The organism is Bradyrhizobium sp. BR 1433, assembly GCF_051547665.1.
Lineage (GTDB): Bacteria > Pseudomonadota > Alphaproteobacteria > Rhizobiales > Xanthobacteraceae > Bradyrhizobium > Bradyrhizobium australafricanum.
The window spans coordinates 360265-376731 of sequence record NZ_JBPUGG010000001.1 but is presented as its reverse complement, the minus strand read 5'-3'; the positions used below and the strand labels follow the sequence as shown (position 1 = coordinate 376731).

Here is a 16467-nt window from a genome sequence, read left to right as displayed (position 1 = left end):
CCATGGATTGCTTCGCTTCGCTCGCAATGACGTGGATGGATTGGCTGCCTCAGGATGCGGATCGCTTCTTTGCCGATCGCTTCTTCTTGGCCGATGGCCTCTTCGCAACCGCCTTTTCTGCCGTAGCTTTCTTGCCTGCAGTCTTCTTCGCAGGCGCCTTCGACTTTCGCGCAGCCGCTCGTTTCCTCGGCCGCTTGCGCAGCGCGGCGCGCTGGGCGGCGCCGAGTGCCGACCGTGCCCAGACCGCGAGTTCTTCCGAATCATCGAACAGCCGTGCCGGCAGCTGCCAGTAGGAGTTCACCGTGACGGTCTTCGATCGCGTCTGATACTGGAATGGCCCGCAGCCCTCCGCCTCGAATTGCGGAATGGTCTGATCGTCGGCGCGGAAATAAAGCCCGGCACGCAAGGCGAGCGCGAAGTTAGTGCCGTCAGCGGAGATGCCGTAGCCGGAGAACATCCGGCGCAGCGTGACCGGGCCGAAATCGGCGAACAGGTCGGTGAGGAATTCGCGGTCCATGTGCCAATCGCCCCCGTTTCTGTCGCCTCATGGTAAGGAGCACGTCTCCATCCATGTCATTGCGAGCGTAGCGAAGCAATCCATCGCGCAACAAGCGGAAACATGGATTGCTTCGCTACGCTCGCAATGACGGGCAACACAGGTGCCGATCACACAACAATCGATATGCGGACGTCTCTCTAAACCGTGGCCGGCTTGAGCTGCACCGATTCGCCGCAACCGCAGGCGGAGACCTGGTTCGGGTTGTTGAACACGAACTGGGCCTGCATTTTGTCGGCCACATAGTCCATCTCGGTTCCAAGCAGGAACAGCACGGCCTTCGGATCGACCAGGATCTTCACGCCCTTGTCCTCGACCACTTCATCGGTCGGACGGATCTCGTGAGCGTATTCGACGGTATAGGACTGTCCGGCGCAGCCGCCATTCTTGATGCCGACGCGCAGCCCGACGATCTCGGAATCCGCGCGCTTGGTCAGCTCGGTGATCCGCTCCGCGGCGGCATCGGTCAGTTTCATGACCTGCGGGCGCGGCCGCTTCGGCTTGGCTGGGGTTGTTGAAGCTTGCGTCATGTCACTCATGTGGTCAGTCCCAGCGGCAAATCAATTGCCGATCTTCTTGAGCCTAAGTCCAATCCGTAAAGGTTCTTGATCAGAACCTTTACCTCTTGCTCTGACGCGTTTTCTTCACGCGAACCGGCATCCACTTCGCTCGAAAACGCTGCGACGCATCACCACATATTGAGGACGAGGCGCGCCTCGTCCGACATCCGGTCCGGCGTCCAGGCCGGATCCCACACCAGGTTGACGTTGACGACGCCGACGCCGGGAACGCTGGCGACCGCGTTCTCCACCATCTGCGGCAGCTCGCCGGCGGCCGGGCAGTTCGGCGTGGTCAGCGTCATCATGATGTCGACCGAGCGATCATCCTTGAGATCGACCTTGTAGATCAGGCCGAGTTCGTAGATGTCGGCCGGGATTTCCGGGTCGAACACCGTCTTCAGCGCCGCGACGATCTCGCCGCTCATGCGCTCGGTCTCCTCCGCCGGCAGTGCCGAGGTGGTTTCCATGGTGGCCGTCTTGACTTCGGCTGTATCGGTCATGCGAACAATTCCCGCGCCTTGATCAGCGCCTGCGCCAGATGGTCGACTTCTTCCCTGGTATTATACATCCCGAAGGATGCACGGCAGGTGGCCGTGACGTTGAACCGCTCTAAAAGCGGCATCACGCAATGCGTGCCGGCGCGCACCGCAATGCCCTGACGATCGATCACGGTCGCGACATCGTGGGGATGCGCGCCCTTCATCTCGAACGAGATCACCGGTCCCTTGTTGCGGGCGGTTCCGATCACGCGCAGCGAGTTGATCTCGCGCAGGCGCTCCTGCGCATAGGTAAGCAGTTCATGCTCATGCGCGGCGATGCGCTCCTTGCCGATCGAATTGACGTAGTCGATCGCAGCCCCCAGCCCGATGGCCTCGACGATCGGCGGCGTCCCGGCCTCGAACTTGTGCGGCGGATCGCCATAGGTGACCCAGTTCTTGGCCACCTCACGGATCATCTCGCCGCCGCCGTTGAACGGCCGCATCGCCACCAGATGCTCGTGCTTGGCGTAGAGCGCGCCGATGCCGGTCGGTCCGTACACCTTGTGACCGGTAAAGGCGTAGAAATCGCAATCGAGGTCCTGGACGTCGATCGGCAGGTGCACCGCGCCCTGTGCGCCGTCGACCAGCACCGGGATGCCGCGAGCGTGCGCCAGCCGGATCACCTCCTTGACCGGAACCAGCGTGCCGAGCGCGTTCGACATCTGGGTGATCGCGACGATCTTGGTACGCGGGGTCAGAAGCTTCTCGAACTCCTCGATCAGGAAGTTGCCCTCGTCGTCGACCGGTGCCCACTTGATCACGGCACCATGGCGCTCCCTGAGGAAATGCCAGGGCACGATGTTGGAGTGGTGCTCCATGATCGAGAGGACGATCTCGTCACCCTCCTTGATGTTCACCCCGCCCCAGGACGACGCCACCAGGTTGATCGCCTCGGTGACGTTGCGGGTGAAGACGATCTCTTCATTGCGGCGGGCGTTGATGAACTGCGCGACCTTGCCGCGGGCGCCCTCATAGGCCTCGGTCGCGGCATTGGCGAGGTAATGCAGGCCGCGATGCACATTGGCGTATTCGCTCTTGTAGGCCTCGGTCATGCGGTCGAGCACCGCATTCGGCTTCTGCGCCGAGGCCGCGTTGTCGAGATAGACCAGCGGCTTGCCGTAGATCTGCATGGCGAGCGCCGGGAAATCCTGCCGCACCAGCGCGACGTCGTAACTGCCGTTGGCGACCGCCTTGTGCATGCTCACGCCCTCGCCTGAAGCCAGCGCTGCGCGGTGGCAATTGCGACCTCGCGCAACGCGTCGCTGGCGATGGTCTCGATCGCCTCGCCGACGAAGGCCTGGATCAGGAGCGCCTGCGCTTCCTTCTCGGGCAGTCCGCGGGCGCGCATGTAGAACAGCAGGCTTTCGTCGAGCGCGCCGGTGGTCGCACCGTGACCGCAGGTGACGTCGTCGGCGAAGATCTCGAGTTCGGGCTTGTTGTCGGCCTCCGCGTCGTCGGACAGAAGCAACGCACGGGTCATCATCTTGGCGTCGGTCTTCTGCGCGTCGGGGCGGACGATGATGCGGCCCTGGAACACCGAATGGGCGCGGTCGTCGACAACGGCACGGAAGATCTCGCGGCTCGCGCAGTGCGGCACCGCGTGATCCATGAACAGCGTGGTGTCGGCGTGCTGCTTGCCGTTGATCAGATTGACGCCGTTGGTCTCGACCGTCGAGCCCTCGCCGGCGCAGGTCACCGTCAGCTGATAGCGGCTGACATGACCGCCCGAGGTCAGGCCGAAGGTGTTGAAATGGGCATGCGCGCCGAGCGACACCGTCGCCGAGGAAATATTGAAGGCATCGACGCTGTCTTCGACCAGGCGCACGTGATCGAGCCGTGAATTGTCACCGATCGCAACAACCAGTCCGTCATGGGTCTGGTAGGCCTTGGCGCCGTCGGCGGCGAGACAGCTCTCCACCAGCGTCACGCCGGCATCGCGGCCGAGCCGGAGCAGCGACCGCGTGAACGTCGAGGCCGGCACAGTGCCGGATGCGACATGCACGATGTGCAGCGGCTGGGTCAGCACCGTGCCGTTGGCGACGTCGATGACGACCCCGTCGGTCGCCATCGCGCCATTCAGCGCGATCATGGGGTTGGCGACATCGGACGCGAGAGCCTGTGTCGCGACGATCTCGTCGCCGGCTTCCAGCGCGAGGCGCAGCGGATTGATCGAGAGCCCTTTCTCCAGATCTCGCCAATCGGAGAGATCAGGCGCGAACGCGCCGTCGACCAGCACCAGACGCCGGACGCCTTCGATCGCGCGGGCCTGTACGACGGCCCTGGCGCGGCTCAGCGCAGCATCATCCGGGGCCGCCGCGAGCGGCAGCACCTCGCGCATCAGCGCGCGCAGGTCGGTGTATTTCCAGTCCTCGATCCGGCGATGCGGCAGGCCTGATCGTTCATAAGCCTCGAACGCCTGGCGCCGCTGATCGGCGATCTTGCCCTCGCCCGGCAGACGGTCGCGCACCACGGCGAATGCGTCGCCCAGCGCGCGCCCGGTCTCGGTCTTTGCAACAACGTTCATCACAAAACCCGCGTTTGTCAGGCAGCGTCTTCGAACTGCGTGTAACCGGACTCTTCCAGCTCCAGCGCCAGCTCCTTGCCGCCGCTCTTCACCACCCGGCCCTTCGACATCACGTGGACGAAGTCGGGCACGATGTAGTTGAGCAGCCGCTGATAGTGGGTGATCACGACCATCGCGCGCTCCGGCGAGCGCAGCGCGTTGACGCCGTCGGCCGCGATCCGCAGCGCGTCGATGTCAAGGCCGGAATCCATTTCGTCGAGGATGCAGACGGCCGGCTCGAACAGCGCCATCTGCAGAATCTCGTTGCGCTTCTTTTCGCCGCCGGAGAAGCCGACATTGACGCCGCGCTTCAGCATGTCCTGCGGAATGTTCAGCGACTTGGCGACCTCGCGGACCTTCTTGAGGAAGGCCGGCGACGAGATCTCGTCCTCGCCGCGCGCCTTGCGCTGGGCGTTGAGCGCCGCATGCAGGAAGTTCCAGGTGGTGACGCCGGGAATCTCGACCGGATATTGGAACGCCAGGAACACGCCTTTGGCGGCGCGCTCGTTGGGCTCCATCTCCAGCAGGTCCTCGCCCCTGAACAGGATCTGCCCGCCGGTGACTTCATAGCCCGGCTTGCCGGCGATGACGTGGGAGAGCGTCGACTTGCCGGAGCCGTTCGGCCCCATGATCGCGTGCACCTCGCCCGGGTTCACCGTGAGCGACAGCCCGTGGAGGATCTCACGCTCCTCGACACGAACCTGCAGATCTTTCACTTCAAGCAGAGACATCTGATTTTTCCTGAGCATCACCCCGAGGCGCGTCGGCCGCGCCGTTGGCGGGATGGATTAGCCAACCGAACCTTCAAGGCTGATCGAGATCAGCTTCTGCGCTTCCACCGCGAACTCCATCGGCAGTTGCTGCAGCACGTCCTTCACGAAGCCGTTGACGACGAGGCCGACGGCTTCCTCCTGCGAGAGCCCGCGCTGGATGCAGTAGAACAGCACGTCCTCGGAAATCTTCGACGTCGTCGCCTCATGCTCGAACGTCGCCGAGGAATTCTTGGCCTCGACATAGGGCACGGTGTGCGCGCCGCATTTGTCGCCGATCAGAAGCGAGTCGCAGGCGGTGTAGTTGCGTGCGCCGGTGGCCTTGCGATGGGCGCTGACGAGACCGCGATAGGTGTTCTGCGACTTGCCGGCGGCGATGCCCTTGGAGATGATCCGGCTCGACGTGTTCTTGCCGAGATGGATCATCTTGGTGCCACTATCGACCTGCTGGAAACCGTTCGAGATCGCGATCGAGTAGAACTCGCCGCTCGAATTGTCGCCGCGCAGGATGCAGCTCGGATATTTCCAGGTGATCGCCGAACCGGTCTCGACCTGGGTCCAGGAGATCTTCGAATTGCGACCACGGCAGTCGCCACGCTTGGTGACGAAATTGTAGATGCCGCCCTTGCCTTCCGAATTGCCCGGATACCAGTTCTGCACCGTCGAATATTTGATCTCGGCATCGTCGAGCGTAACGAGCTCGACCACGGCGGCGTGCAGCTGGTTCTCGTCGCGCTGCGGCGCGGTGCAGCCCTCGAGATAGGAGACGTAGGAGCCCTTGTCGGCGATGATCAGCGTGCGCTCGAACTGGCCGGTGTTGCGCTCGTTGATGCGGAAATAGGTCGACAGCTCCATCGGGCAGCGTACGCCCGGCGGCACGTAGACAAACGAGCCGTCGGAGAACACCGCCGAATTCAATGTCGCGAAGTAATTGTCCGAGGTCGGCACCACGGTGCCGAGATATTTCTGCACCAGCTCGGGATGCTCGCGGATCGCCTCCGAGATCGGCATGAAGATCACGCCGGCCGCCTTCAGCTCCTTCTGGAAGGTGGTCGCAACCGAAACCGAATCGAACACGGCGTCGACCGCGATCTTGCGGTTCGGCGTCTGCTCGCCGCCGGGCGGCGGCTCGACGCCCTCGAGGATCGCGACCTCGCGCAAGGGGATGCCGAGCTTCTCGTAGGTCTTGAGGATTTCCGGATCGATCTCGTCGATCGAGGACAGCGTCTTCTTCGGCTTCGGCGCCGCGTAGTAGTAGATGTCCTGGTAGTCGATCTTCGGATAGTCGACACGGGCCCAGGTCGGCTCGGTCATGGTCAGCCAGCGGCGATACGCCTCCAGGCGCCATTCCAGCATCCAGGCCGGTTCGTTCTTCTTTGCGGAGATGAAGCGGACGGTGTCTTCCGACAGCCCCTTCGGGGCCTTGTCGGACTCGATCAGCGTCTCAAACCCATATCGATACTGGTCGACGTCGATGCGCCGGACGCGCTCGACCGTCTCTTGTACAGCAGGCATTCAATCCTCCGCTCGCGGTTTCAAGGACCGCGGTGGATCTCAAGTTCCGAAAATCTCTTACGATGCTTTGATGACGAAATCCGCTTAGAACAGTTCAAGCTGTGTTTCGTCGTCCCCCCTTAACTAAGGTATCGGCGAGCTTTCGCCAAGCCTTGAGGGTCAAATCCACGTCTGTCTCCGTGGTAGACCAGCCAAGACTGAGCCGCACCGCTCCCTGGGACACCTCCGAACGGTATCCCATTGCCTCCAGCACGTGGGACGGCTGGACCTTGCCCGACGAGCAGGCGGAACCGGACGAGACCGCGATTCCCCCAAGGTCGAACCCGATGACCGCCGTCTCGGCCTTCATTCCGGGTGCCGTGAACAAGACGGTATTCGGCAACCGCTTGACGTCATCGGAGAACACCAGCACGTCCGGCGTCTGCCGCAGCCCGTGCTCGAGCCGGTCGCGCAGTCCCCTGACGCGGGCTGCATCGGCCTTCAGCGCCGCCATCGCGGCCTTGGCGGCCGCACCGAACCCGGCGATGCCGGCGATATTCTCGGTCCCTGCCCGCCGCCCGAGCTCCTGCCCGCCGCCGCGCAGAAACGCCTCCAGGCCCTCGACGCCCTCGGCGAGCACCAGCGCGCCTGCGCCCTTCGGTCCGCCGATCTTGTGCGCCGACAGCGTCACCAGGTCGGCCTGCGTCGAGGCCAGATCGAACGGGATCTTGCCGAACGCCTGGATCGCGTCGACATGCAGCAGCCCGCCAGCCGCATGGACGATTGCGGCGACGTCAGCCACCGGCTGAATGGCACCGCTCTCGTTGTTCGCCAGCATCACCGAGACCAGAGCCGGCGGACCATCGGCCAGCAGTGCGCGCAGATGGTTGAGATCGATCACACCGGCGCGCGTGACGTGGATTGCGGAGGTCGCCTCCGTCGCAAACCGACCGCCCGCGAGCACGGACGCGTGCTCGATCGCCGACACCAGGAGCCGCTGCACCGGCGCGCCCGCAGCGCGGCGCAATCCCGGCGTCAGTGCGAGCGCATTGGCTTCGGTCCCACCGGAGAGAAACACCACGTCCTGCGGCCGGCCGCCGACCGCCTTCGCCACGGCATTGCGGGCATCCTCAAGCAGCCGTCGCGCCCGCCGTCCCTCGCTGTGCACCGAGGACGGGTTGCCGATCAATTCCCACGCCGCAGCCATCGCCGCCTTCGCCTCCTGGCGAAGCGGCGTGGTGGCATTCCAGTCGAGATAGACGCGATCGTCCATGGAGCTATCCGCGGCAACCACCATGGTTGCGGCCTTCACTGCGAGATAACGACAGTTAACGACCGAGACCAGATCAGACGTCACCGGCACGGGAGATTTTTCCCGCGCGGCGAGAGCCTCGCGCTGCAGCCAGACACGGCGTTCGCGGTCCCCCAAGCGCGATCGCATTTTGACAGACTGAAACTTCAGGTAGCCTCCGAAGCAATCCGGCCGTGTCGATCCGGATCGCCGTCGCCGCGTCGGCAACGTGCGCGTCGCGACGCGGATTCGCGACCGCCAAGCGGCACAATTTCCTTGATTTTTGCCCCTTGCGTCATGCTAGAAGGCCTCCAGCGTGCCGCGCGGCGGTGCCTGCGCCGATTTCATCACGAGCTGCTCTGTTCGCGAACCGTCGCTGAAGATGGCTCCAACCGGTTGATTGATCGACGTCAATCAAGGGAACGCGGCAATCAAGGGAACACAATGCCTGAAGTCATTTTCACCGGCCCTGCTGGCCGCCTCGAGGGCCGCTACCACCCGGCCAAGCAGAAGAACGCGCCGATTGCGATGATCCTGCATCCGCATCCGCAGTTCCACGGCACGATGAACCACCAGATCGTCTATCAGTGCTACTACGCGTTCGCGCATCGCGGCTTCTCGGTGCTGCGCTTCAACTTCCGTGGCGTCGGCCGCAGCCAGGGCTCGTTCGATCATGGCACCGGCGAATTGTCCGATGCCGCGAGTGCGCTCGACTGGGCGCAGGCGATCAATCCGGAGGCCCGTGCCTGCTGGGTTGCGGGCTTCTCGTTCGGCGCTTGGATCGGCATGCAGCTTCTGATGCGCCGGCCGGAGGTCGAGGGATTCATCTCGATCGCGCCGCCCGCCAATCTCTACGACTTCTCGTTCCTTGCGCCCTGCCCGTCGTCGGGCCTGATCGTGCACGGCGACAAGGATGCCGTGGTGCCGCCCAAGGACGTCAACACGCTCGTCGAGAAGCTGAAGACGCAGAAGGGCATCGTGATCGACCAGCAGGTCATCCCCGGCGCCAACCACTTCTTCGACGGCAAGCTCGAGCCGCTGATGGAGACGGTGACCGGCTATCTCGACATGCGTCTCGCCAACGTGCGCTGACGCGATCTTGTAGCCCGGATGGAGCGAAGCGACATGCGGGGCGCGGCCGACAGAACCCGGATATCGCTGCGCTCATCCGGGCTACGGTCCCTACTCTCATTCCGGCGCCAGCTTCAGCGCCGCAATCCCGATCAGCACAAGCGCAATCCCCGCGACCTTCATCGGGTTCAAGGCCTCGTTGAACAGCAGTACGCCCATGGCCAGCATGCCGGCCGCGCCGATGCCGGTCCACACCGTGTAGGCGACGCCGACGCCGAGCACCTGTAGCGCGCGTCCGAGCAAGAACACGAACGCGGCGAGCAGCAGCAGCGAGACCAGCGTCCAGCCGAGCCGCGTATAGCCTTCGGCATATTTCATCGAAATCGCCCAGCCGACGTCCAGCAGGCCGGCGACGACGAGCGCGATCCAGGCAACCGAATGCGACATGGCTTACGCGGCGAGCTTCAGCATATGCGCGCGGTGGCCGACCAGGAACGCGTGCAGCAGCGCCGGATAGTCAGGCGACACCGCACTGCGTACGCTCGGCCGCTGTGCCAGCGCGCTGCGCCAGGCGCGAAGTCTTGGCGTGTGCGTGAAAACAGCGAGATCGGTCAGCTGGTCGAACAAATCGAAATAGCGGAAGATCGGCGCGAACACCGCATCCACCAGACTGAAATTCTGGCCGGCGAAAAACGGACCGGCGCCGAGCGCAGCCTCGACGCGCGCGAATTTCGCCGCGACCGCCTGCCGCTTGCTCTCGAATGCAGCGGCATCGGTTGCGGTCTCGAGCCCCCAGAGATCGCCGAGAATGGCCGAGCCGAACTCCATCCAGGCGCGATGCTCGGCGCGCGTGAGCGCGTCCTCGGGATGCAGCTTGGCGCCGGCCTGCGTCTCCTCGATGTACTCGCAGATCACGTTGCTCTCGAACAGCGCGACCTCCTTGCCGTCGTCGCGCGTCACCACCAGCACCGGCACCTTGCCGAGCGGCGAGATCTTCAGGAACCAGTCCGGCTTGTTGGCGAGATCGATGTCGATCCGCTCGAACGGCACGCCCTTCTCACGCAGTGCGATCACCGCGCGTTGCACATAGGGGCAGAGCTTGTGGCTGATCAGTTTCAGGGCGGCCATGACGAACCTCGCGTTCAATGCAACTGCATCGAATTAAATGCAACGGCATGGAACTGTCAAGGTAGATGCATTTGCATCTAAATCACGGTCGCGCGATAATGCCCCCGGTCATCGGGATCGGCACCCCCGTGGTGGCGGGGTAGCTCAGCGGCAGGCCCTTCATGCCGCGCGCGGCAAGGAAGCCGAACGCCTGCGCCTCGATCGCGTCCGCCGCCCAGCCGAGCGCCTCGGCCGGCTCGACGGTCGCCGGCGCCAGGCGCTCGCGCAGCATCCGCAGCATCGTGAGGTTGGAGGCGCCGCCGCCACAGATGATCCAGCTTTTCGGCCGTTTCGGCAGCAGCGGCACGACGCGGGCGATGGCCGCGGCAGTGAAGGCGGTCAATGTCGCGGCACCATCGGCCGGCGCCACGGCGCCGAGCTTGAGACTGGCGAAGTCGTTGCGGTCGAGCGATTTCGGCGGCGGCAGCGCAAAGAACGGCAGCTTCAGCGCCCGTGCGATCCAGGCCTCGTCGGGCCTGCCCAGCGCGGCGAACTTGCCGGCAGTGTCGAACGGCTGATGCATCTGACGGAACATGAAGTCGTCGAGCAGCGCATTGCCCGGCCCGGTGTCGCAGGCGATCAGCGTGTCCGTGCCGTCGATATAGGTGATGTTGGAGACGCCGCCGATATTGACCACGACGATCGGCCCCTCGCGGTTCAGCGATTGCGCCAGCGCGCGGTGGTAGACCGGCACGAACGGCGCGCCCTGCCCGCCGGCCTCGACATCGGCGGCACGGAAATCGTGCATCACCGGAATGTGGATCACCTTGGCGAGCGCCAAGGCATCGCCGATCTGCACCGTCAACTTCCGCTCGGGGCGATGCAGCACGGTCTGGCCATGGAACCCGACGATGTCGATGTCCTGGGCCGAGATCCGGTGCTGTGCCGTGAAGCTGGCGACCGCCTCGGCATGGGCCGTGGTGACGGCCTGCTCGGCCTGCCGCAAAATCCCCGGCCGGGCGTCGCGCCGCGACAGATGGACCGCCTCCGTCAGCGCCTGGCGCAGCAGGCTGCGCTCGCCTTCGGTATAAGGCCGATAGCCCGAGGGGCCGAAGGCCTTGATCCGGCGGCCGTCGGTCTCGATCAATGCCACGTCGACCCCGTCGAGCGAGGTACCGCTCATCAGACCGAGTGCCGTTAACATCATGCTGGAAGCGCCCCAGCCGGGAACCCCCGGCTTGTCTCAAACAAGTACATCCTATAATGCCACTGCGCGTCCGCCTGCGGCAGCCTCAAGCATCAAGGTTCCGCAAATAGATGCAAAAACCGTAAAACAAGAATGATCTGGCTCGCCGACAAATGACTGCATTTAAATCGGATTTCCTGAACACTTTACAGGAACGCGGCTTCGTCCACCAGTGCTCCGATTTCGAGGGCCTCGACGCGCTTGCCGCGAAGGGCCAGGCGACCGCCTATGTCGGCTATGACTGCACCGCGCCGTCGCTGCACATCGGCAACTTCCTCACCATGATGATGCTGTACTGGCTGCAGCAGAGCGGCAACAAGCCGATCACGCTGATGGGCGGCGGCACCACGATGGTCGGCGACCCCTCCGGCAAGGACGAGACGCGCGCAATGCGCACGGTTGCGGAGATCGAAGCCAACAAGGCCTCGATCCGCGGCGTGTTCGCCAAGGTGCTGCGCTACGGCAACGGGCCTTCCGACGCCATCATGCTCGACAATGCCGAATGGCTGACCAAATTGAACTGGATCGAGATGCTGCGCGACATCGGCCGGCACTTCTCGGTCAACCGCATGCTGACCATGGACTCGGTGCGGCTCCGGCTCGAGCGCGAGCAGGAGATGAGCTTCATCGAGTTCAACTACATGGTCTGCCAGGCCTACGATTTCGTCGAGCTGTCGCGCCGCGCCGGCTGCCGGCTGCAGATGGGCGGCTCCGACCAGTGGGGCGATATCGTCAATGGCGTCGATCTTGGCCGCCGCATGGGCACGCCGCAGCTGTTCGCGCTGACCACGCCGCTGCTCACCACCGCCTCCGGCGACAAGATGGGCAAGACGGCCAAGGGCGCGGTGTGGCTCAACGCCGACCAGTTCTCGCCCTACGATTTCTGGCAGTACTGGCGCAATGTCGAGGACGCCGACGTCGTCAAGTTCCTCAAGCTGTTCACCATCCTGCCGATGAGCGAGATCAGCAAGCTTGCGGCGCTGGCCGGCGGCGAGATCAACGAGGCCAAGAAGGTGCTGGCGACCGAGGCGACCGCCCTGCTCCATGGCCGCGATGCAGCGAACGAAGCCGCCGAGACCGCGCGCCGCACCTTCGAGGAAGGTGCGCTGGCCGAAACCTTGCCGACGGTGGAAATTCCGCGCGGCGAATTTGAAGCCGGCGTCGGCGTGCTGGTCGCCTTCGTCAAGGCCGAGCTCGTCGCTTCCAACGGCGAAGCGCGCCGGCAGATCAAGGGCGGCGGCCTTCGCGTCAACGATGCTGCCGTGACCGACGAGAAGATGCTGCTGACTTCGGCCAATCTCACGCCGGAAGGCGTGGTGAAACTGTCGCTCGGCAAGAAGCGCCACGTCCTGCTGAAGCCTGCATAGGCGCATTCGCATTTGTCGGTTGTCGGGAGTGCGGAAAGCGCGCTCCCATCTTTCCGATGGACCAGACCACGCCTCCGAACGACACGCTTGCAACGCCGGCGAAGCAGTCCCGCGTCGCGCTGAACGTGCTCGCGCTCTGCTTCGTGCTGTCGGTGCTTGGGCGCGGCCTTAGCGACAGCTTCACCGTTTTCCTGAAACCGATCTCGGAAAATTTCGGCTGGGACCGCGCCTCTGTGGTGTCGGTCTACTCGCTGACCTGGCTCGCCAGCGGCCTGACCGCGCCACTGGTCGGACGCCTGTTCGACCGCTCGGGTCCGCGCCTGGTCTATGCGCTCGGCCTCTCGCTGCTCGGTTGCGCCTTCCTCGTCGCCTCGCGCGCGCAAGCGCTCTGGCAATTCCAGCTCAGCGTCGGCCTCTGCGTCGGTTTCGGCACCGCGCTGATCGGCAATGTGTCGAATTCGATCCTGCTCGGCCGCTGGTTCGGACCACGCCTGCCGACCGCGATGGCCGTGATGTATTCGGCGACCGGCGCCGGCCTGTTGCTGCTGTTGCCGCTGTCGCAGGTTCTGATCGACCGGATCGGCTGGCGCGAGGCCTATCAGGTGTTCGGCGTCGGCGCGCTCTGCCTGCTTGTTCCGCTGGTCTTTCTGCCGTGGCGGCTGCTCGCCGGCGGTTCGCCGCATATCGTCAGGAAGGCGGAGAGCAGCTTGGCCGACGAAGGCTGGACACTGCTCAGCGCGATGCGCCACCACGCCTTCTGGGCGCTGTTCTCCACCTTCTTCTTCACCGCGATCGCGATGTATGCGCTGACCGCGCAGATCGTCGCCTATCTGATCGATGTCGGCTTCCCGCCGCTACAGGCGGCAACCGCCTGGGGCTTCTCCGGCGTCGCGCTGTTCGTCGGCATGCTCGGCGTGTCCACCCTCGACGGCATCATCGGCCGCCGGCCCTCGGTCTTGTTCAGCTACGGCGTCTCGATCCTCGGCATCATTCTGCTCTGGCTGCTGCAGTGGTATCCGAACTACTGGCTGCTGACCGGCTTCATCATCTGCTTCGGCAGCATGATCGGCTCGCGTGGCCCGCTGATCACCGCGACCGCACTGAAGATCTTCCGCGGCGAGCGCGTCGGCACGATCTACGGGACGATCATGATCGGCAGCGGCCTCGGCTCCGGCCTTGGCTCATGGGGCGGCGGCCTGATCCACGACTGGACCCACAGCTACAATCCGTTGATCGCCTTCGCGCTGGTCAATGTGGTGCTCGGCCTGATCCCGTTCCTGGTGGTGCCGGCGCTGCGACGGTGAGTTCGGACGCGTCCGCTTGCCCCTGCGGAGGCGATGTGGAATCCGACATGAACGCATGCCGGCCTTGGGCGAACGCCTTTGGGCCGACAGGCGGCATTCGCGAAATGAAACAGGCCGCCAACAGCAGCGGCCCTAGTCGATGGCTCCAATTCCTTGATTGCGAGAACCGGCTCGAACGGTCCTTTAAGACCCGGAAGTCGATCCTCTGGTCCGGTACTGCTAGCCGCAGCGACGAACTCTCCGGACCGATCCGTCGTCACGCTCGATCGTGACGGTGCGGCATCCGCGATATCCGCGATCATACCCGTAGGCGCGATAAGCGGGTCGATCGTAGTCTCGGTAGTAACGGGGCTCCGGGCCCACTCTCACGCCGCCGAGCGGAGTATCAACGGCAACCTGAGCTGACGCGGGTGCAATGGAGATCGGCGTGGCCATAGCGAAACCGGCGACCGCCAGTACACCAGCCAATAACAGGGCTCTCATGAGAGTTCCTCCTGAGTTTGTTGAATTGCTCTCCAACATCCCAGACAGGGCAAGGTTCCTGCGCGAACCTCGTCCGGACGGCGGGCCGCTCGGACTTGGTCGCAGCCTCGGATGAATGCGGACAGAAACGCCAGCGCGCGTGTTCCCGAACCAAGCAAAATACAACCGGGATGTCTGTCGAGGGTCGAAAGCAGGCTCGGCGCGCCGCAAATGACCCCGGGGGCCAGCAAGACAGATATTGTCGCAGATATTCGCTCGATCCAGGCTTCTTCCTCCATCGAGGGGCCTCCATGGATATGCGTACGGTCATGACATCATCATTCCAGTTTCACATCGCCGTCGTGTTCGCAGCGGTATTCAAGGACGCCGATTTCTCCAGAAAGGGCGTCAATCATGAATGGATTTGGAAAGCTCGCGATTGCAGTATTGCTTGGCTCGACCGCGATCGGCGCGCCCGCGCGCGCCGACGATGACGATCATCGCGAACATCGCGCCATCGAGCACGTGCTCTTGATCAGCGTCGACGGCATGCACGAGGTCGACCTGCAGCGTTACGTCAAAGGCCATCCCAAATCGACCTTCGCCAAGCTGCTGAGGCACGGTGTGCACTACACCAATGCGCACACCTCCTACCCCTCGGATTCGTTCCCGGGACTGTTGGCATTCATGACTGGCGCCTCACCAAAGACGCACGGCGTTTTCTACGATGACACTTACGATCAGACCCTGTATCCGCCCGGAAGCAATTGTCAGGGCAAACCGGGCACCGAAGCCACATATTTCGAAGCGCTTGACTACGATCTAAGCAAGCTTGACGGCGGCGGTCCGGCTAATTCCGATCACATCAATCCGGCGAACCTGCCGCTGCGCAAGGTCGGCGGCGCTTGCCAGCCGGTCTATCCGCACGCCTACCTGAAGAACGACACCACAACGATCATGGAGGTCATCCACGAGGCCGGCCTGCGCACGGCCTGGTCGGACAAGCACCCGGCCTATGAGATCATCAGCGGCCCGTCCGGCAAGGGTCTCGATGAACTCTACGCTCCCGAGATCAATTCGACGACCGTGCTTGCCACCGCACCTCAGTTGATCCCCACGCCCAAAGCCAGTGACGACTGGACCGTGAACCCAGTCTACACCCGCTACTACGACAACCTGAAGGTCACCGCCGTCCTGAACTGGATCAAGGGCCTCGACCATACCGGGACGAAGACCGTCGGCGTGCCGGCGATCCTGGGCATGAACTTCCAGGCCGTCAGTGTCGGCCAGAAGATCACCGCCGACGGCTACACGGACGCGGCCGGCACACCGAGCACGGAGCTCGAATTGTCGCTCGACTTCGTCGACAGCTCGCTCGGCCAGATGCTTGAACAGCTCGACAAGCAGCATCTCACCAGGAACACCCTCGTCATCGTCGGCGCGAAGCACGGCCAGTCACCGATCGACGTGGGCCAGCTTCACATGCTGAAGGGCAGCACCAATCCGAGGCTGCCGCTGGGCCATGCCGACGTCGTCGACCCGGTCGACCTGTTGGCCGCCGGCGGCGTAAAGGCGGCCCTGGAGACAGCCGACGATGTCTCGCTGATCTGGCTGGCCGATCAGGGCCAGGCCACCAAGGCCGTCAGCATCCTCGAGAACGACAAGGTTCTCCTCAACCAGGCCCGCATCGAAAAGATCTATGCCGGCGACGAGTTGAAGGACAAATTCGGCAACGCGGCCCAGGGCCGCACGCCCGACATCATCATCCAGCCGATCCACGGCACGATCTACAGCGCGAGTTCGAAGAAGGTGTCCGAGCATGGCGGGTTCACCGACGACGATACTCACGTCCTGCTGGTTGTCGCCAACCCGGGCTTCGAAGGCGCGGTGGTTGATGAGAAGGTCGAGAACAAGCAGGTTGCGCCGACCATCCTGCGTGCGCTCCACCTCAACGCCAATAAGCTCACGGGCGCTCGCGCAGAGCATACCGCCGCGCTGCCCGGTTTCGACGACCGCTGAATTGGACGACTGCGGAAGACGTTAAATCAACGGCGCCCGATCCACTCTCGGGCGCCGTTTTGTTTTGCCATTCTGGAAGGTCGGCACTAAAGCGCGATGAGATTGGGTTGAATCATCA

Annotated in this window: 15 protein-coding genes; 4 read left to right on the top strand and 11 right to left on the bottom strand. The window is 63.8% G+C overall.

Going from position 1 to position 16467, the window contains the following annotated elements; translation table 11 throughout:
- Positions 1-49: 49 nt before the first annotated feature.
- From ACSKB9_RS01845 to ACSKB9_RS01810, 8 genes are all read right to left on the bottom strand, one after another.
- Positions 50-517 carry a TfoX/Sxy family protein gene (locus ACSKB9_RS01845; protein WP_283061673.1) on the bottom strand — a complete coding sequence of 156 codons (468 nt, stop codon included), beginning with the start codon at positions 515-517 and terminating at the stop codon, positions 50-52.
- Between the two features lie 179 nt (positions 518-696).
- Positions 697-1086, bottom strand: coding sequence for a HesB/IscA family protein (locus tag ACSKB9_RS01840; RefSeq protein WP_438080019.1), 390 nt, complete (start codon positions 1084-1086; stop codon positions 697-699).
- Between the two features lie 158 nt (positions 1087-1244).
- Entirely contained in the window at positions 1245-1616 is a 372-nt protein-coding gene (locus ACSKB9_RS01835; RefSeq protein WP_016845787.1) for an SUF system Fe-S cluster assembly protein, read from the bottom strand.
- A complete protein-coding gene (locus tag ACSKB9_RS01830) occupies positions 1613-2860 on the bottom strand; it encodes a cysteine desulfurase (protein WP_438071353.1) in 1248 nt (415 codons plus the stop codon). The genes ACSKB9_RS01835 and ACSKB9_RS01830 overlap by 4 nt, the downstream gene beginning before the upstream one ends.
- Positions 2857-4179, bottom strand: coding sequence for a Fe-S cluster assembly protein SufD (sufD, locus tag ACSKB9_RS01825; protein WP_438071351.1), 1323 nt, complete (start codon positions 4177-4179; stop codon positions 2857-2859). The genes ACSKB9_RS01830 and sufD overlap by 4 nt, the downstream gene beginning before the upstream one ends.
- Before the next feature lie 17 nt (positions 4180-4196).
- Positions 4197-4949, bottom strand: coding sequence for a Fe-S cluster assembly ATPase SufC (sufC, locus tag ACSKB9_RS01820; protein ID WP_028342146.1), 753 nt, complete (start codon positions 4947-4949; stop codon positions 4197-4199).
- 57 nt (positions 4950-5006) lie between these two features.
- Positions 5007-6503, bottom strand: a complete 1497-nt coding sequence (gene sufB / locus ACSKB9_RS01815; protein WP_038380064.1) for a Fe-S cluster assembly protein SufB — start codon at positions 6501-6503, stop codon at positions 5007-5009.
- A 94-nt stretch (positions 6504-6597) separates the two neighbouring features.
- Complete coding sequence (locus ACSKB9_RS01810; RefSeq protein WP_438071350.1) at positions 6598-7755, bottom strand: cysteine desulfurase family protein; 1158 nt, start codon at positions 7753-7755, stop codon at positions 6598-6600.
- Positions 7756-8217: 462 nt separating this feature from the next.
- Between ACSKB9_RS01810 and ACSKB9_RS01805 the strand changes: the two genes are divergently transcribed.
- Positions 8218-8865, top strand: coding sequence for an alpha/beta hydrolase (locus tag ACSKB9_RS01805; protein ID WP_016843213.1), 648 nt, complete (start codon positions 8218-8220; stop codon positions 8863-8865).
- A gap of 96 nt (positions 8866-8961) precedes the next feature.
- Here ACSKB9_RS01805 and ACSKB9_RS01800 read toward each other — a convergent pair whose 3' ends face one another.
- The 3 genes from ACSKB9_RS01800 to ACSKB9_RS01790 form a co-directional block, all read right to left on the bottom strand.
- A complete protein-coding gene (locus ACSKB9_RS01800; RefSeq protein WP_438071347.1) occupies positions 8962-9291 on the bottom strand; it encodes a DMT family transporter in 330 nt (109 codons plus the stop codon).
- 3 nt (positions 9292-9294) lie between these two features.
- On the bottom strand, positions 9295-9972 hold the full coding sequence (locus ACSKB9_RS01795; RefSeq protein ID WP_438071345.1) for a glutathione S-transferase family protein: 678 nt from the start codon (positions 9970-9972) through the stop codon (positions 9295-9297).
- Between the two features lie 82 nt (positions 9973-10054).
- Entirely contained in the window at positions 10055-11158 is a 1104-nt protein-coding gene (locus ACSKB9_RS01790) for an anhydro-N-acetylmuramic acid kinase (protein ID WP_438071343.1), read from the bottom strand.
- A gap of 152 nt (positions 11159-11310) precedes the next feature.
- On the opposite strand from ACSKB9_RS01790, the gene tyrS reads away from it, so the two are divergent.
- The 3 genes from tyrS (at position 11311) to ACSKB9_RS01775 (ending at position 16349) form a co-directional block, all read left to right on the top strand.
- Positions 11311-12564: a tyrosine--tRNA ligase gene (gene tyrS / locus ACSKB9_RS01785; RefSeq protein WP_438071341.1), complete on the top strand. Its 1254-nt coding sequence runs from the start codon at positions 11311-11313 to the stop codon at positions 12562-12564.
- A gap of 56 nt (positions 12565-12620) precedes the next feature.
- Positions 12621-13868: an MFS transporter gene (locus tag ACSKB9_RS01780; RefSeq protein WP_057020015.1), complete on the top strand. Its 1248-nt coding sequence runs from the start codon at positions 12621-12623 to the stop codon at positions 13866-13868.
- An 876-nt stretch (positions 13869-14744) separates the two neighbouring features.
- Entirely contained in the window at positions 14745-16349 is a 1605-nt protein-coding gene (locus ACSKB9_RS01775; protein ID WP_438071339.1) for an alkaline phosphatase family protein, read from the top strand.
- The last annotated feature ends 118 nt before the right edge of the window (positions 16350-16467 follow it).

Bases quoted from the DNA above. Each gene is read 5' to 3' on its own strand.
- ACSKB9_RS01775 (WP_438071339.1), top strand. From the start codon at position 14,745: ATGAATGGATTTGGAAAGCTCGCGATTGCAGTATTGCTTGGCTCGACC.
- ACSKB9_RS01795 (WP_438071345.1), bottom strand. From the start codon at position 9,972: ATGGCCGCCCTGAAACTGATCAGCCACAAGCTCTGCCCCTATGTGCAA.
- sufD (WP_438071351.1), bottom strand. From the start codon at position 4,179: ATGAACGTTGTTGCAAAGACCGAGACCGGGCGCGCGCTGGGCGACGCA.
- ACSKB9_RS01805 (WP_016843213.1), top strand. From the start codon at position 8,218: ATGCCTGAAGTCATTTTCACCGGCCCTGCTGGCCGCCTCGAGGGCCGC.
- ACSKB9_RS01810 (WP_438071350.1), bottom strand. From the start codon at position 7,755: ATGGACGATCGCGTCTATCTCGACTGGAATGCCACCACGCCGCTTCGC.
- ACSKB9_RS01800 (WP_438071347.1), bottom strand. From the start codon at position 9,291: ATGTCGCATTCGGTTGCCTGGATCGCGCTCGTCGTCGCCGGCCTGCTG.
- ACSKB9_RS01845 (WP_283061673.1), bottom strand. From the start codon at position 517: ATGGACCGCGAATTCCTCACCGACCTGTTCGCCGATTTCGGCCCGGTC.
- ACSKB9_RS01790 (WP_438071343.1), bottom strand. From the start codon at position 11,158: ATGATGTTAACGGCACTCGGTCTGATGAGCGGTACCTCGCTCGACGGG.
- sufC (WP_028342146.1), bottom strand. From the start codon at position 4,949: ATGTCTCTGCTTGAAGTGAAAGATCTGCAGGTTCGTGTCGAGGAGCGT.
- ACSKB9_RS01840 (WP_438080019.1), bottom strand. From the start codon at position 1,086: ATGACGCAAGCTTCAACAACCCCAGCCAAGCCGAAGCGGCCGCGCCCG.
- ACSKB9_RS01835 (WP_016845787.1), bottom strand. From the start codon at position 1,616: ATGACCGATACAGCCGAAGTCAAGACGGCCACCATGGAAACCACCTCG.
- tyrS (WP_438071341.1), top strand. From the start codon at position 11,311: ATGACTGCATTTAAATCGGATTTCCTGAACACTTTACAGGAACGCGGC.
- sufB (WP_038380064.1), bottom strand. From the start codon at position 6,503: ATGCCTGCTGTACAAGAGACGGTCGAGCGCGTCCGGCGCATCGACGTC.
- ACSKB9_RS01780 (WP_057020015.1), top strand. From the start codon at position 12,621: ATGGACCAGACCACGCCTCCGAACGACACGCTTGCAACGCCGGCGAAG.